This window comes from Euzebya sp. (assembly GCF_964222135.1).
In the GTDB taxonomy this organism is placed as follows: domain Bacteria; phylum Actinomycetota; class Nitriliruptoria; order Euzebyales; family Euzebyaceae; genus Euzebya.
The window spans coordinates 51,105-66,667 of the sequence record NZ_CAXQBR010000109.1 but is presented as its reverse complement, the minus strand read 5'-3'; the positions used below and the strand labels follow the sequence as shown (position 1 = coordinate 66,667).

Annotated in this window: 11 protein-coding genes and 1 pseudogene; 9 read left to right on the top strand and 3 right to left on the bottom strand. The window is 72.9% G+C overall.

The window, feature by feature from the left end; all coding sequences use genetic code 11:
• Positions 1–46: 46 nt before the first annotated feature.
• Positions 47–928, top strand: a complete 882-nt coding sequence (locus ACEQ2X_RS24110; protein ID WP_372530589.1) for a MaoC/PaaZ C-terminal domain-containing protein — start codon at positions 47–49, stop codon at positions 926–928.
• A gap of 60 nt (positions 929–988) precedes the next feature.
• Here ACEQ2X_RS24110 and ACEQ2X_RS24105 read toward each other — a convergent pair whose 3' ends face one another.
• The gene (locus tag ACEQ2X_RS24105; RefSeq protein ID WP_370328439.1) at positions 989–2,374 is read right to left on the bottom strand and encodes an ABC transporter substrate-binding protein; all 1,386 of its coding nucleotides are present in this window, start codon (positions 2,372–2,374) and stop codon (positions 989–991) included.
• Between the two features lie 144 nt (positions 2,375–2,518).
• Here ACEQ2X_RS24105 and polA point away from each other — a divergent pair, with 144 nt between their 5' ends.
• The 8 genes and pseudogenes from polA to ACEQ2X_RS24065 all read left to right on the top strand — a co-directional run bounded on the left by polA (position 2,519) and on the right by ACEQ2X_RS24065 (position 12,754).
• Entirely contained in the window at positions 2,519–5,269 is a 2,751-nt protein-coding gene (gene polA, locus ACEQ2X_RS24100; RefSeq protein ID WP_370328438.1) for a DNA polymerase I, read from the top strand.
• Positions 5,270–5,295: 26 nt separating this feature from the next.
• A complete protein-coding gene (locus ACEQ2X_RS24095; RefSeq protein ID WP_370328437.1) occupies positions 5,296–7,245 on the top strand; it encodes an acyl-CoA dehydrogenase in 1,950 nt (649 codons plus the stop codon).
• A complete protein-coding gene (locus tag ACEQ2X_RS24090; protein ID WP_370328435.1) occupies positions 7,242–7,652 on the top strand; it encodes a DUF983 domain-containing protein in 411 nt (136 codons plus the stop codon). The genes ACEQ2X_RS24095 and ACEQ2X_RS24090 overlap by 4 nt, the downstream gene beginning before the upstream one ends.
• Positions 7,653–7,713: 61 nt before the next feature.
• The gene (locus tag ACEQ2X_RS24085) at positions 7,714–8,127 is read left to right on the top strand and encodes a rhodanese-like domain-containing protein (RefSeq protein ID WP_370328434.1); all 414 of its coding nucleotides are present in this window, start codon (positions 7,714–7,716) and stop codon (positions 8,125–8,127) included.
• Positions 8,128–8,133: 6 nt separating this feature from the next.
• Positions 8,134–9,309: an O-succinylhomoserine sulfhydrylase gene (locus ACEQ2X_RS24080; RefSeq protein ID WP_370328433.1), complete on the top strand. Its 1,176-nt coding sequence runs from the start codon at positions 8,134–8,136 to the stop codon at positions 9,307–9,309.
• Between the two features lie 459 nt (positions 9,310–9,768).
• Positions 9,769–10,837 (top strand): annotated as a pseudogene (rpsA, locus tag ACEQ2X_RS24075) (30S ribosomal protein S1); the annotation flags it as partial.
• 596 nt (positions 10,838–11,433) lie between these two features.
• Entirely contained in the window at positions 11,434–12,042 is a 609-nt protein-coding gene (coaE, locus tag ACEQ2X_RS24070; protein ID WP_370328431.1) for a dephospho-CoA kinase, read from the top strand.
• Positions 12,043–12,154: 112 nt separating this feature from the next.
• Entirely contained in the window at positions 12,155–12,754 is a 600-nt protein-coding gene (locus tag ACEQ2X_RS24065; RefSeq protein WP_370328430.1) for a carbonic anhydrase family protein, read from the top strand.
• 18 nt (positions 12,755–12,772) lie between these two features.
• On the opposite strand, the gene ACEQ2X_RS24060 is transcribed toward ACEQ2X_RS24065, so the two are convergent.
• Both ACEQ2X_RS24060 and ACEQ2X_RS24055 read right to left on the bottom strand, forming a co-directional pair.
• A complete protein-coding gene (locus ACEQ2X_RS24060) occupies positions 12,773–14,911 on the bottom strand; it encodes a cation:proton antiporter (RefSeq protein ID WP_370328429.1) in 2,139 nt (712 codons plus the stop codon).
• Entirely contained in the window at positions 14,908–15,492 is a 585-nt protein-coding gene (locus ACEQ2X_RS24055) for a hypothetical protein (protein ID WP_370328428.1), read from the bottom strand. Before ACEQ2X_RS24055 ends, ACEQ2X_RS24060 begins: the two co-directional genes overlap by 4 nt.
• Positions 15,493–15,563 lie beyond the last annotated feature (71 nt).

The window sequence follows — 15,563 nt, the reverse complement described above, 5'->3', positions numbered from 1 at the left end:
TCATGTCCGGGGGCGCGTCCGGGGCTGGGAGACCACGGGCAGGCCGATCGACATCGACGCCCTGCTCGCCGCGGACCCCATCACCTGGGACTCGTCCTGGACGGCTGAGGACGTGATCCTCTACCACCTCGGCATCGGCGCCGGCGTGCCGGCCACCGACCCCGGAGAGCTGCGGTGGACCTACGAGCGGGACCTCGTGACCCTGCCGACCTTCGGGACGGTGATCGGGTTCATGCCGATCCACCACTACGCCGCGCTGCCGGGGCTCGACGTCGACCTGCGCATGCTGGTCCACGGCGAGCACCGCCTCGACCTGCACTCGCCGTTGCCGACCGCGGCGACCTCGACGTCGTCGTGCCGACCGGTCGCGGTGCACGACAAGCGCCAGGCCGCCGCGGTGGTGTTCGAGACGACCACCGCCGTCGACGGCGCGGTCGTCGCCACGAACACGATGACCGCCTACATCCGGGGCGAGGGCGGGTTCGGCGGGGACCCCGGCCCCACACCGGCGCGGATCCGCGCCCCAAAGCGACCCGCGGACGTGGAGATCACCCGCCCGACGCTCGAGCAGCAGGCCCTGCTGTACCGGCTGTGCGGCGACGCGAACCCCCTCCACGTCGACCCGGAGTTCGCCGCGGCGGGGGGGTTCGAGCGCCCGATCCTGCACGGCATGTGCACCTTCGGGATGGCCGCGAAGGCCGTCGTCGACCAGCTGCTCGACGGCGACGCAGCGGCGGTCGCGGGCTTCGGGGCCCGCTTCAGCGGGGTCGTGCTGCCCGGTGACGCGCTGACCCACGCGGCCTGGCGGACCGACGAGGGGATCGTCGTCGAGAGCCGCGTCGCCGACCGCACGGTCCTCAAGCAGGCGCTCCTGACCCTCCGTTCTCGAACCGGGTGGGGCGGCGTCAGCCGACCCACAGGAGGCTGACACGCGACGAGGGCCCCGGACCGTGTGGTCCGAAGCCCTCGTGCGGGGGTGCTGGGCTGACTAGCCGTCCAGCGTCGAGGTGATGGTCTCGATCGTGTCGAGATCGCCCTCGGCGTTGAACTCGCCCACGGCGTAGCTGCCCTGCGACGGCTCACCGGCGTCGGTGAAGTCGAGCGGGCCGGAGACGCCGTCGTAGTCGATGTCCTCGCCGCCCTCGAGCAGCTCCAGGCACTCCGCGTAGGCGGTGCACTTGGTGCCCTCGGTGGTCACGGCGACCATGTTGTCGGCGACGGTCTGGGCGTCGTTCGCCCCACCGGCCACGGCGGCCAGCGCCGCGGCGACGGTGCAGTCGTAGCCCTCAGCCGCGAACAGGGTGTCGGCGATGTCCGGCGCGAACTCGGTCAGCGTCGAGATGAAGTCCTCGTTGGTGGCCGGTGCGGGGGAGGTGGTCCGCATCCCCTGGAGGATCCCCGGGTTGTTCGGGTCGACCTCCTCGGGGAAGTCGTTGGACGCCGTGCCGTCCGCGCCGAAGACGATGACGTCGGCCGGGCCGACACCACGCTCGATCATGGTCTGCAGGATGCGCGCACCCTCGTCGAAGGAGATGAGGGCGACCGCGTCGGCGCCGGAGTCCACGACCTGCTGGACCTCGGCGTCGAAGCTCTGGGCCATCGGGTCGTAGGTGGTGGCGACGGCGACGGAGGCGCCGGCCTCGGTCAACGCGGCCTCGGTCGAGTCGAGCAGGCCCTGGCCGTAGTCGTCGGCGCGGGCGAGGACGGCCACGTTGGTGCCGCCGGCGGCGACGATCTGCTCCGCCAGCACCGGGCCCTGCAGGGCGTCGGTCGGGGCGGCGCGGAAGTACAGGCCGTTGTCCTCGTAGTTGGTGAAGGTCGGCGAGGTGTTCGACGGCGAGCACTGGACGACGCCCGCACCGGTCACCTTGTCGATGATGGTCAGCGAGATGCCGGACGAGGCCGCGCCCATGATCACGTCGACGCCGTCGGCCAGCAGCCGGTCGACCGTCTGGTTCGCGATCGTGCCGTCGCCGTCGCCCTCGTCACCGCCGTCGGACTTGACGGGCACGCCGTTGGTGCCGCCGGCGGCGTTGATGTCCTCCACCGCCAGCTCGAACCCGGCGATGATCGGCGGTCCGAGGAAGGCCAGCTGCCCGGTCTCGGGCAGCACGTAGGCCAGCTGGAGCGCCTCGCCGTCACCGGAGGCCGCGGCCTCCTCGGTGTCCTCGGCGGTCGCCTCCTCGGTGGCCTCCTCCTCGGTGGGGGCCGTCTCCTCGGCTTCGGTCTCCTCGGCCGGCGCCTCGGTCTCCTCGGCGCCCGCCGCCTCGGTCTCCTCGTCGCCGTCGCCGTCGTCGGCGGCGCACGCCGCCGCGACGATGGCGAGCAGCGCCATCAGCGCCACGAGGCGCACCCACTTGAGCTTGGTCGTCATCCCTCAGACTCCTCCTGGAGGTTCGGTTCGGGGGCGCATCAACCTACTACGCGGGTAAGACGGCTGTCGCCACCTTCCGCGACGGCCTCGCCCGAGTCGGTCGGGGTGGAGGGGCTGTCGCAGCGACCGCATAGGATCGCGCCGATGCCCGACGAGACCCGCCCCACGCTCGCGCTCCTGGACGGCTACAGCCTCGCCTACCGGGCGTTCTTCGCGCTGCCCGACGACCTGCGGACGACCACCGGGCAGGTCACGAACGCGGCGTTCGGTTTCACGTCGATGGTCATCAAGCTGCTCGACGAGCACCCGCCCGACGGGATCGCGGCGGTGTTCGACCGGGGGCGGCCGGCTGCCCGCACCGAGCTGCTGCCCGACTACAAGGCCAACCGCACCACGTCGCCGGACGAGTTCAAGAGCCAGCTGCCGCTGATCGACGAGGTGCTGGCCGCCATGTCGATCCCGCGCGTCGACCTCGAGGGGCAGGAGGCCGACGACCTGATCGCCAGCTACGCCGAGGTGGCGAAGGCGGAGGGCTGGGACGTCCTCGTCGTGACCGGCGACCGGGACCTGTTCCAGCTCGTGGACCCGCACGTCAAGGTGCTGTACACCCGGCGGGGCATCAGCGACACCGTCGTGATGGACGCCGCGGCGGTGGAGGAGCGCTACGGCGTGCCGCCGGCCTCCTACCCGATGCTGGCCGCCCTCCGCGGTGACCCCAGCGACAACATCCCCGGCGTGCCGGGGGTGGGTGACAAGACCGCCGCGAAGCTGCTGGTCGAGTGGGGCGACCTCGACGGCATCTACGCGAACCTCGACGCGCTGCGCGGCAAGAAGGTCCCCGCCATGCTCGCCGAGCACCGCGACGCGGTGTACGCCAGCCGGACCGTGACCACCGTCCACCGCGACCTGCCGCTGCCCCGTCCGATCGAGGACCTGCGGATGGGGGACCTCGACGCCGATCGCGTGCGCGAGCTGTTCGCCACCCTCGAGTTCCGCTCGCTGTGGGACCGGCTGAACGAGACGGTCCTCGGAGCCCAGGCGACCCAGGCGGCATCGGGCTTCGACACCGAGCCCGAGCGCGCCGACGCCGGCGACCTCGCAGCCTGGATCGCCCGGGTGCCGGCGGGCCAGCCCGTGGCGGTCGTCCCCCTCGCCACCGGTCGGCTGCCCGACCTCGAGCCGGTCGCCGTGGCCCTCGCCGCCGCCGGGGCGAACCCGATCGCCGCGTCGATGGCGACCCTCCACGACGCCGACCACGCCGCGCTGGCCGACGTGGTGACCGGCGCCGCCGGCCTGCAGCTGTGGGTGCACGACGGCAAGCGGCTGCACCACTTCGCGCGCGGCGCCGAGCTGGGTGAGGTCGCGCCCCCCACGATCGACACCGAGCTGTGGGCCTACATCCTCCAGCCCCAGGACCGGTCCTACGACCTCGACCAGCTCAGCCTGGCCTACCTGAACAAGACCCTCACCACCGAGGACGAGCTCGCCGCCGCCGACACCGACGGTCCCGCCCAGCTCGGGCTGCTCGTCGGCGACGCCGACGACGGCGGCGAGTGGCGCGGCCGGGCGCTGTCGGCCCAGGCGCTGTTCGAGCTGGCGGAGGTCCTCGACGCCGAGGTCACCCAGCGCGGCCAGGCCGAGCTGCTCCGCTCCATCGAGGTCCCCCTCATCGCCGGGCTGGCAGAGCTCGAGCGCGTCGGGATCACCGTGGACGGCGAGGTGCTCCACGAGCTGGGCACGCAGCTCGCCGAGCAGATCGACTCGGCGCAGGACACCGCACGGGCGGCGCTGCTCGCCGATCCGCGCGACCTCGACGAGTTCGTCGACCTCGCCTTCCTCGACTCGCCGAAGAAGCTGCAGCAGCTGCTCTTCGAGCACCTCGAGCTGAAGAAGACCAAGCGGATCAAGACCGGCTGGTCGACCGACGCCGCGGAGCTCGGCAAGATCACCGACGAGCACCCGGTCATCCCCGCGATCCTGGCCTACCGGGAGTACTCGAAGCTCAAGGGCACCTACATCGACCCGCTGCTCGCGCTGGTCGGCGGCCGACGCCGCCAGCGGGTCCACGCCGAGTTCAACCAGACGGTCGCGGTCACCGGCCGGCTGTCCAGCCAGAACCCGAACCTGCAGAACATCCCGATCCGGACCGAGCTGGGACGTCAGATCCGTCGCGCGTTCGTGCCCGGCGACGGCTTCGACGCCCTGCTGGTCGCCGACTACTCCCAGATCGAGCTGCGGGTGATGGCCCACCTCTCCGGCGACGAGGGCCTGCTCGCGGCGTTCGCCTCCGGCGAGGACATCCACGCCACCACCGCGGCGATGGTCTTCGGGATCAGCACCGACGCGGTCGACAACACCCTCCGCTCGAAGATCAAGGGGATGACCTACGGGTTGGCGTACGGGCTCAGCGCCTACGGGCTGGCCCAGCAGCTCACCATCCCGCGGGAGGAGGCCCAGGAGCTGATGGACGCGTACTTCGAGCGCTTCCCCGGTGTGCGCGACTACCTCTACGGCGGGGTGGAGGATGCGCGTCGCACCGGGTACACCGAGACCCTCACCGGCCGGCGGCGCTACCTGCCCGACCTGATGAGCGACAACCGGCAACGGCGGCAGATGGCCGAGCGGATGGCGCTCAACGCCCCCATCCAGGGCACCGCCGCGGACATCATGAAGATCGCGATGAACGACGTGCGGGCGGCCATGCGCGACGCGGGCCTGCGGTCCCAGCTGCTGCTCCAGGTCCACGACGAGCTGGTCTGCGAGACGGTGGCGGACGAGGCCGAGCAGCTGCGCCAGCTGCTCGTCGATGCCATGGCGGGGGTGATCGAGCTGGCCGTGCCGCTCGAGGTCGACACCGCCACTGGCCCGTCGTGGGCCGAGGCGGAGAAGCACTGACCCCGTCAGCCGGGAAGGACCACCACATGGACCCCACCACCCGTGCCCTCGCCCACCACCTGGACGGCCGCTACGGCGACGTCCGCACCCGGGTGCGCCAGCTGCTCGAGGACCCCCTGTTCGCCCCGACGACCGGGCTGCCGCGTGACGAGCACCGCGCCCGCGTCGCCGAGCAGATGGCGGTCCTCGGGGAGCGCAAGCTCACCCCGGCGCTCGGCTACCCGACGGCTGTCGGCGGTCAGGACGACCTCGGTGCCGGCATCGCGGCGTTCGAGACCCTCGCGTTCGGGTCCCTCAGCCTGCTGATCAAGGCCGGGGTGCAGTGGGGCCTCTTCGGCGGGGCCATCCTCAACCTCGGCACCGAGCGGCACCACGAGCGCTACCTCGCCGACGTGGCCGACCTGACCCTCCCCGGCTGCTTCGCCATGACCGAGGTGGGGCACGGCTCGGACGTCCAGAGCCTGCGGACGACCGCGACGTACGACCCGGCCGACGGGACCTTCGTCGTCCACACCCCGGACGAGGACGCCGCGAAGGACTACATCGGCAACGCCGGCCGCGACGGCAGGGCCGCCGTCGTGTTCGCCCAGCTGATCACGCCGGACGGCGAGCACGGCGTCCACGCCCTCGTCGTCCCGATCCGCGATGACGACATGCGGCCCTGCCCCGGCGTCACGCTCGCCGACGACGGCCCGAAGGCCGGACTCAACGGCGTCGACAACGGGCGGATCACCTTCGATCACGTCCGCGTCCCTCGTGAGGACCTGCTCGACCGCTTCGGGGCCGTCGAGGCCGACGGCCGCTACACCTCGCCGATCGAGAACCCCTCGCGCCGCTTCTTCACGATGCTCGGCACGCTCGTCACCGGCCGGACCTCGATCGCCGGGGCGGCGATCAGCGCGACGAAGGTCGCCCTGGCCATCGCCATCCGCTACGGCGAGGTGCGCCGCCAGTTCGACGCCGACGGCGACGGGCGGGAGCAGGCGCTGCTCGACTACCAGAGCCACCAGACCGCCCTGCTGCCGGCGCTCGCCAAGACCTACGCCCTCCACTTCGCCCAGGAGGACCTGGTCGACCGGCTCGTGAAGGCCTTCGCGGGCGACGACGCCGACGCCCGACGTGAGGTCGAACCGGTCGCGGCCGGGTTGAAGGCCGTCGCCACCTGGCACGCGGTCCGGACCATCCAGGCCTGCCGCGAGGCCTGCGGCGGCGCGGGGTACCTGTCGGTCAACCGCCTGCCGGACCTGCGCGCGGACACCGACGTGTTCGCCACCTTCGAGGGGGCCAACACCGTCCTGCTCCAGCTCGTCGCGAAGGGCCTCCTGACCGGCTACCGCGAGGAGTTCAGCCAGCTCGACACGCTCGGCACCGCCCGCTTCGCCGCCGACCAGGTCGTCGACACCCTCCTCGAGCGCCTCCGCGGCGCGTCGCTCGTGCAGTCCCTCCGCAGCGTGATGCCGAGCGCGAAGGACGACCCCGGCCTGCGCGACCGCGGGTGGCAGGTCGAGATGTTCACCTACCGCGAGGAGCACGCGCTCGAGACCGCCGCGATGCGGATCCGGGCGGGCATGGAGGACCACGGGGATTCCTTCCGGGCGTTCAACGACGTGCAGAACCACGTGCTGTACGCCGCGCGCGTGCACATCGAGAACCTGGTGCTGCAGCAGATGACCGCTGCGGTGGACCGCTGCGCCGACCCGGACGCGCGGGCGCAGCTCGAGCTGCTCAACGACCTGTACGCGCTGTCCACCATCGAGGAGGACCGCGCGTGGTTCCTCGAGCACGGACGCATCAGCCCGGAGCAGTCGAAGGCCATCACCGCCGAGGTGGAGCAGCTGCTGGCCGAGGTCCGGCCCCACGCCCGGGGGCTGGTCGACGCCTTCGGGATCCCCGAGGAGGCGATCGCCGCACCGATCGCGCTGGGTGACGAGGCCCGGCGGCAGGAACTGCGACGGCAGGCACAATCGGGCGCATGACCTCCGGGGAGCCCTCTGCCGACCACCGCATGCAGCAGCGCCCGCGGCTCCTCCGCGCGCTGCGGATGCGCTGTCCGCTGTGCGGCCAGAAGCCGATCACGTCGGGCTACGGCGAGCTGGTCGAGACCTGTCCCGGCTGCGGCTACGACTTCGACCAGGGTGAGGAGGGCTACTACGTGGGCGCCCTCATCATGAACACCGTCGCGGTGCTGCTGACGTTCGTGGCGGGGTTCGGGATCGGGCTCGCGGTCACCTGGCCGGACGTGCCGTGGACGGCGCTGACCTGGATCCTCATCGTCGCGGTCGCCGTGGTCGCGATCTGGTTCTACCCGCGGTCGAAGACCCTCTGGATCTGGATGGACCTCAAGATCCACCCGTACTCGACGGGGGAGCGGCCCGGCCGCTGACCGGGGTTCTGCGCCTTCGCACGCCCGATCGGGGCCGCTGCGCCGCATAGGCTCTGGCGCCATGGCGCACGCTGGTGACATCAGCCCCGAGGAGGCGTGGGACGTCCTGGAGGACGACCGCGACGCGGTCCTCGTGGACGTGCGGACCCGCGCGGAGTGGACCTACGTCGGGCTGCCGGACCTCGACGACGTCGACAAGGCGGTCGTCCGGATCGAGTGGAGCACCGCGGACGGCGGCCGCAACGAGGCCTTCCTCGACGAGCTCGACGCCGAGGGGCTCGACCCCGACACCCCGGTCCTGTTCCTGTGCCGGAGCGGCGCCCGCTCCGCCGCGGCGGCCGAGGCCGCCACCGCGCACGGCTACACCCGCGCCCACAACGTCGCCGGCGGGTTCGAGGGACCGCGGGACGCCGCCGGCCACCGGGGCACCTCGGCGGGCTGGAAGGCCGCCGGCCTGCCCTGGACGCAGTCCTGAGGCCCCGTGGCCGGCGACTGGCGCCCCGACACCGCCGCGGTCCGCGGCGGACTGGCGCGCTCGGCGTTCGACGAGACCTCCGAGGCGCTGTTCCTGAACTCCGGGTACGTGTACGCCACGGCCGCGGAGGCGGCGGCCGCGTTCGCCGGTGACATCGAGCGCCACCGCTACAGCCGCGTGTCCAACCCGACCGTCGCGATGCTGACCGAGCGGGTGCGCCAGCTCGAGGGCGCCGAGGCCGCGTGGACGACGGCGAGCGGGATGGCCGCGGTGTTCTACGCCCTGCTCGCGTCGGTGCGGGCGGGGGACCGGGTGGTGGCGGCCCGGAGCCTCTTCGGGTCCTGCACCGTCGTCCTCGACGAGATCCTGCCCCGCTACGGCGTCACGACCGACTTCGTCGACGGCGACGACCTGGGCCAGTGGGAGTCGGCCCTGTCGACACCGGCGGCAGCGGTGTTCTTCGAGAGCCCCTCGAACCCCATGCAGGAGCTCGTCGACATCGCCGCGGTCTGCGAGCTCGCCCACGCGGTGGGCGCCCGCGTGATCGTGGACAACATCTTCGCCTCCCCGGTGTTCCAACGGCCCCTCGACCTGGGCGCCGACGTCGTCGTCTACTCGACCACCAAGCACATGGACGGCCAGGGACGGACCCTCGGCGGGGTGATCCTCGGGTCGGCGGCGTTCATCGACGGCGAGGTCCAACCGCTGATGCGCCACACCGGCCCGGTCCTCAGCCCGTTCAACGCCTGGGTGGTGCTGAAGGGCCTCGAGACCCTGCGGTTGCGGGTCGAGCGGATGGCCGCCACCGCCCTCGATCTGGCCGGCTGGCTCGAGTCGCAGCCGGCGGTCACGTGGGTGCGCCACCCGTGGCTGGCGTCCCACCCCCAGCACGACCTGGCCCGGCGGCAGATGACCGGCGGCGGGACCGTGGTGACGTTCGAGGTGGAGGGCGGGACCGACCGGGCGTTCGCGGTCCTCGACGCCCTCGACGTCGTGGACATCTCGAACAACTTCGCCGACGCGAAGTCCCTGGCCTGCCACCCGGCGACGACGACGCACCACCGCATCGGCCCGGAGGGGCGGGCGGCCGTCGGCATCACCGACGGGGTGATCCGGCTGTCGGTCGGGTTGGAGGACGTCGAGGACCTGCGCGAGGACCTCGCCCGGGCGTTGTCCGCCTGAGCGCCGCTCGTCATCTCAGATCTGAGGTTCAGCTCCGCCGGCGCAGGTGCGGCTCAGATCTGGGTCCCGGTGCGCGCGACCGCGATCACAGATCTGAGAGTTCGCCCCGCCGGCGGCCCTGCGGCTCAGATCTGAGTCCCGGTCCACGGCCGTCCGCCGCGTCGGACGCCCCCGCGCGGACGGCTGGACTGGCGGTGGCGTGCCCCGACGCGCCGTGGCAGACTGAGTCCTCCGCCCCTCCGGGGGCTTTCTGTGCTGCTCGCCGTCCCAGTCGGGCGCGCACACCCGCCGCCGGGCCTCCCCGCACGGTGGCGACCAACAGGATCAGATCCACACCCTGTCCCTCGTGACAGGTCCCTGCGACACTGCCAACCCCTTGAACGGACCGCCTACATGACCGACGAGCAGACCCACATCCTGGCCACCGCCCCTGACGAGGAGCGGGAGCGGGGAGCCGCCATCCTCCTCGAGGAGTTCGGCACCGAGGAAGCCTTCCTCGCCGCACTCGAGGCCACCGTCAAGGACTTCGACGACGGTGACATCGTGGAGGGGGTCGTCGTCAAGGTCGATCCCGAGGAGGTCCTCCTCGACATCGGCTTCAAGTCCGAGGGGGTCATCCCCAGCCGCGAGCTCTCCATCAAGCACGACGTCGACCCCAACGAGGTCGTCGCCGTGGGCGATGTGATCGAGGCCCTCGTCCTCCAGACGGAGGACAAGGACGGTCGGCTGGTCCTCTCGAAGAAGCGCGCCCAGTACGAGCGCGCCTGGGGCAAGATCGAGGAGATCCACGAGCGGGACTCCACGGTCACCGGCACGGTCATCGAGGTCGTCAAGGGCGGCCTCATCCTCGACATCGGCCTCCGCGGCTTCCTGCCCGCGTCGCTGGTCGAGATGCGGCGCGTCCGCGACCTGCACCCCTACGTGGGCCAGGAGCTCGAGTGCAAGGTCATCGAGCTCGACAAGAACCGCAACAACGTGGTCCTGAGCCGCCGCAAGTTCCTCGAGGAGACCCAGAGCGAGTTCCGCCGGGAGTTCCTCGAGACCCTGCAGAAGGGCGAGATCCGCAAGGGCACCGTCTCCTCCTGCGTCAACTTCGGCGCGTTCGTCGACCTGGGCGGCGTGGACGGGCTCGTGCACGTCTCCGAGCTGTCCTGGAAGCACGTCGACCACCCCGGTGAGGTCGTCGAGCTGGGCCAGGAGGTCGAGGTCGAGGTGCTCGACGTGGACCTCGAGCGCGAGCGCGTGTCGCTGTCGCTCAAGGCGACCCAGGAAGACCCGTGGCAGCAGTTCGCCCGCCAGCACTACGTGGGCGAGTTCGTCGAGGGCAACGTCACCAAGCTGGTCCCCTTCGGCGCCTTCGTGAAGGTCGAGGACGGCATCGAGGGCCTGATCCACATCTCCGAGCTGGCCGACGCCCACGTCGAGCAGCCCGAGCAGGTCGTCAAGGTCAACGACCGCCTGACCGTCAAGATCATCGACATCGACGACGTCCGCCGCCGGATCTCGCTGTCGCTGAAGCAGGCCGTCAAGGCCGGCTACGGCGAGGCGCCCGAGATCGACGAGGCCCCGACCTACGCCGCGGAGGCCCCGACCTCCAGCCGTGGTGGGGACACCGGCGGCGACGGCGGCTCGGCGATGGGTGCCGCATTGGCCCAGGCCATGCAGCGCTCGCAGCAGGCCCGCGCCGCCGAGGAGGCGGAGGACGAGGAGTCCGGTGAGTCCGGCGGCCTGTCCGCCCAGGACGTCATCGCCCGCGTCCAGGCCCAGGCCGCGGCCGCGGCGGCCGAGGACGCCGACGTCGAGGACGAGGAGGCCGACTCCGAGGACGTCTCCGAGGAGCCCGTCGCGGAGGAGACCACCGAGGCGGCCGCGGACGAGCCGGCCGAGGAGGAGGGGAGCACCGAGGCCGCTACCGACGAGGCTGCGACCCCGGACGCCGAGACCGACGACGCCGAGACCGCCGAGGCCGAGGAGCCCGAGAGCAGCGACGAGTAGGAGTAGCGCCTCCACGTCGCCGCCCGGGCGACAGCTGCACGAACGAGGGACCGTCTCCGGACGGTCCCTCGTCGCGTCTCGGGCGACGCACCCGGCCCCGAGAGGTCCGGGCCGCTAGCCTGCCCGCCCATGCTGCTGGTCGGGCTCACGGGCGGGATCGCGACGGGGAAGTCGACGGTCTCGCGGCGCTTCGCGGAGGTCCACGGGTTCCCCGTGATCGACGCCGACGTGGTCGCGCGGGTGGTCGTGGAGCCGGGACGTCCCGCGCTGGCCGAGATCGCCGACCGCTTCGGCGACGGGGTGATCCGGGCGGACGGTGCGCTCGACCGCCCGGCCCTCGCCGCCATCGTCTTCGGCGACGAGCCCTCCCGACAGGCGCTGAACGCCATCACCCACCCGCGGATCGCCGAGGAGGTGGGTCGGCGGATCGCCGCGCTGGCCGACCACGACGGCCCGGTCGTCGTCGACTCCCCCCTGCTCGTGGAGATGGGGCACGCCGACGCCTACCCCGAGATCGTCGTGGTCACCGCGGACCGCCAGGTCCAGCACGACCGGCTCGTGGCCGACCGGGACATGGACCCGACCGAGGCCTGGGCGCGGATCGACAGCCAGGCGTCGGAGGCCGACAAGGTCGCCGTCGCCACGCACGTCATCCGCAACGAGGGGACCATCGCCGAGCTCGAGGCCCGAGTCGACGAGGTCGCCGCCGCGCTCGTGAGGGCGTCTGCCGGCGGTTAGGTGCCAGGCCGGCGGGAGATGATCACCGCCGCGCAGACGGGGATGGCCGGGCAACCCGCCGAGCCCGTCGGGCGCCGACACCCCTCGCACCGGCAGACGGCCACAGGAACTCATGAACTACCCGCAGCAATCACCGATCGACATCGATTCCAGCACCATCCGGACGAGCGAGGTCTGGCATCCGTCCTGCTCGTACCCGGACGCCCGGTGGCAGGAGCGCGACAGCCCGTTCAACGCGGGGATGGTGCCCGTGCCGGCGGGCTCCGGCGGTCACCTGCGCATCGGTGACGGGAGCGAGCCGCTGGCTGTGGTCGAGTTCCACACCCACGCCCCGTCCGAGCACCTGTGGGACGGCGTCCAGGGCGCAGGGGAGCTGCACATCGTCCACGTGGACGGGGATCGGACGTCGGTCCTCGCCCTGCGGTTGGCCATCGGTCGACGGAACGCCGCCGTCGACCGCCTGCTCGAGCGGCAGGGTGCCCTGTCGGCGCTCCTGCCACCTGGGCGGACCGCGTGCACGTACCTCGGATCGCGGACGACACCGCCGTTCGGCCAGGAGGTGCGGTGGTTCGTGGTGGATGAGGCCGTCGAGGTGACCGACGCGCAGCTGCGCGCCCTGGTGGGGGAGCACGCCGAGAACGCGCGGAGGGTCTTCGACCTCGGGGATCGGGTGGTGGACGCTGCCGCGCTCGAGGTCGACGGCGGCCCCTGACTCCGCGGGTGGGGTCGTCTACCCGCGCGGGGCGATGACCACCGCGACCGACATCGGCGCGGCGCGCAGGAGGTGGGCGACGGTGTGGCCGAGGAAGGACCCGTCGGCCCGGCGCTGCCCGCCGATGACCAGCAGGTCGGCGTCCGCCTCGACCGCCGCCTCGACCAGCTGCTCGGCGACCGTGCGGCTGTGCAGGACCCGCAGGTCGGCGTGGACGCCGAGCGCCTCCGCCTGCCGTCGGGGGGTCGTCAGCAGGTCGGTCGCGTCGGTGAACGGCACGGCTTGTGCGACCGCGGCGGAGGAGGAGGGGACCGCCGCCGAGCCCGTGGCGGGGGCGGTGGGCTCGGGGCGCACCACGACGTGGAGCAGCGTCAACCGGGCGTCGTTGGTGGCCGCCACGCGGGCGGCCAGGTCGACGGCGAGGGACGCGGCGTCCGATCCGGTGATCCCCACGGCGACGCGGCGCAGCGCGATGTGCTCCGGGTCGGCGTCCGGGGCGTTGCGGACGAGCAGCACCGGCACGGGCGCGTGGGCGATCATGCGCTCGAGGGTCCGGCTGATCTGCCCGCCCAGCTGGTCGGCCGTGGCGCCGACGGCCAGCAGGTCGTAGCCGAGGGCCGATTCGGCGAGGACCTCGTCCGCGGGGTCGTCGGCCACGTGGTCGCGCCCCCGCAGCCGTCGGCGGACGTGGGCCCCGAGGGCGCGGGCGGCCGCGCGGCCGGCCGGGGCGTCCTCACCGGTCGCGTGGACGGTCAGGGCGGTCAGCGTGGCCGTCGGCGGCAGCACCGCGTCGGCGACCCGGCCGGCCAGCACCGATGAGGCTCCGCCGCGGGTGGGCATCAGCGCGGTCCGCATGCGGGCGAAGCGACTGGCCTCCTCGTCGTCGTCGCCACGGCCCGGTGTCAGGCCGAGCACGGCGGTCAGCAGCGGCGGGGCCATCAGCGACGTGAGCACGGCCATGACCACGATGGCGCTGTAGGCCTCGCTGGACAGCACGCCCAGGGAGAGGCCGACGGACGCCACGACGATCTCGAGTGCTCCGCGGGCGTTCAGGCCGATGCCGACGGCCAGGCTGTCCCGGTGGGAGAACCCGCCGAGCCGGGCGCCGAGCCATCCGCCGAGCACCTTCCCCACGACCGCGACGGCGACGATCGCGAGCGTCCACCACAGGATCGGCGGCTGGACGATCGCGAACAGGTCGACCTGCAGGCCGGCGGTCGCGAAGAACACCGGGGCGAGGATCTGGTCGGCCATCTGGCTGAGCGGCTTCTCGATGGGTCGGCCGCCCAGCGGGGACCGCGCCAGCACCATGCCGGCGACGAACGCGCCGAGCACCGCCTCGACCCCGATCGCCTGGGTCACCGCCCCGGCGGCGACGATGAGGATCGTCGAGACGCCGAGGAGCGACCCGCGGTCGTCGTCGCGGCGGCGGACCAGCCGGAGCAGCCAGTCGACGGCCCGCTGGCCGACCGTGAGGCCACCGACGATGACCGCGACGGAGCCGATCAGGGCGGTGGCGAGCCCGATGAGGGGCGAGCCGCTGGCCGACACGACACCGGCCACGACACCGAGGAGGGCCCAGCCGATCACGTCGTTGACCATGCCGGCAGCGAGCATGACCTGGCCCACGCCGGCCTTGGCGAGCTGCAGCTCGCGCAGCACCTTCGCCACGACGGGGAGCGACGAGATGCCCAGGGCGACACCGATGAAGAGGGGGAGGGACCCCTCGCCGTTCTCGCCGGCGAAGCTGGTCGGCAGCGCGAACCCGAGCGCGAGCCCCATCGCGACCGGGATGACGAGGCTCGCCGTGGCGGTCGTCGTCGCGGTCCGGCCCAACCGCTTGAGCGTGCCGAGGTCGATCTCGAAGCCCGTGACCGCGAGCAGGAGCACGACGCCCAGCCATGCGACGGCGCTGATCATCGCGGCCGCGTTGCCCTCCACGGGGAACAGCCACGAGGTCAGGTCCGGGGCGATCCTGCCGAGGAGCGTCGGGCCCAGCAGCACGCCGGCCGACAGCTCGCCGACCACCGCCGGCTGGCCCGCGCGGCGGGCCGCCCACCCGAGCACCTTGGCGGCCGCCAGCAGGACCCCGAGGGCGATCCAGAAGCGGAGGAGGTCCTCCGCGGCGACTGCGCCGGCGGCCAGGACCGGCGTCACCGGCTCAGCTCCTGCGCCCGCGCGACGGCCGTCGCCCGCGCCCGCATCGCGGCGCCGGTCACGCCGAGGGGCGCACCTGCCGGGTTGCTGACCAGCACCGCGTCGGCGTCCCGGGGGATCCGGCCGATGTCGGGGAGCGCCACGTCTGGGTCCCAGACGTCCACGGGCCGGGCGATCCGGTGCCACCGGCCGCCGAACCCGGCGCGCCCGAGCGCCGCTCGGGCGGAGTCGCGCGGGACGAGCCCCCACCCGCCGGCGGGCAGGGCGACCACGGCCGGCAGGTCGTCGGACAGCAGGGCGACGTCGCGGGGGGGGTGCGCTGACGCCGCCGGCAGGACCGGCAGCGGCACGGCCATGTCGCCGAGGGCGACGCCCGCGAGGTTGGCGAGGGTGCGCTCGTCGTCGAGGACCCCCACGTACCAGACGGCCATCAGGAGGCCGGCGCACGCGATGGCGACCCCGACCGTGACGTCGGTGGCCGCGAGCGTGCCGCCGGCCAGCACGACGACGACGCCGGCGGCCAGGCCGAGGGCCGGCCGGTGGGAGCCGTGGGGGCGGTGCGCCGGGACGTGGGCCTGCATGCCACCAGCGTCCCCGCCGACGGACGGTGGTCCCTACCCGGTCTCGGGTAGTGATCCGTACCGATCCGGGC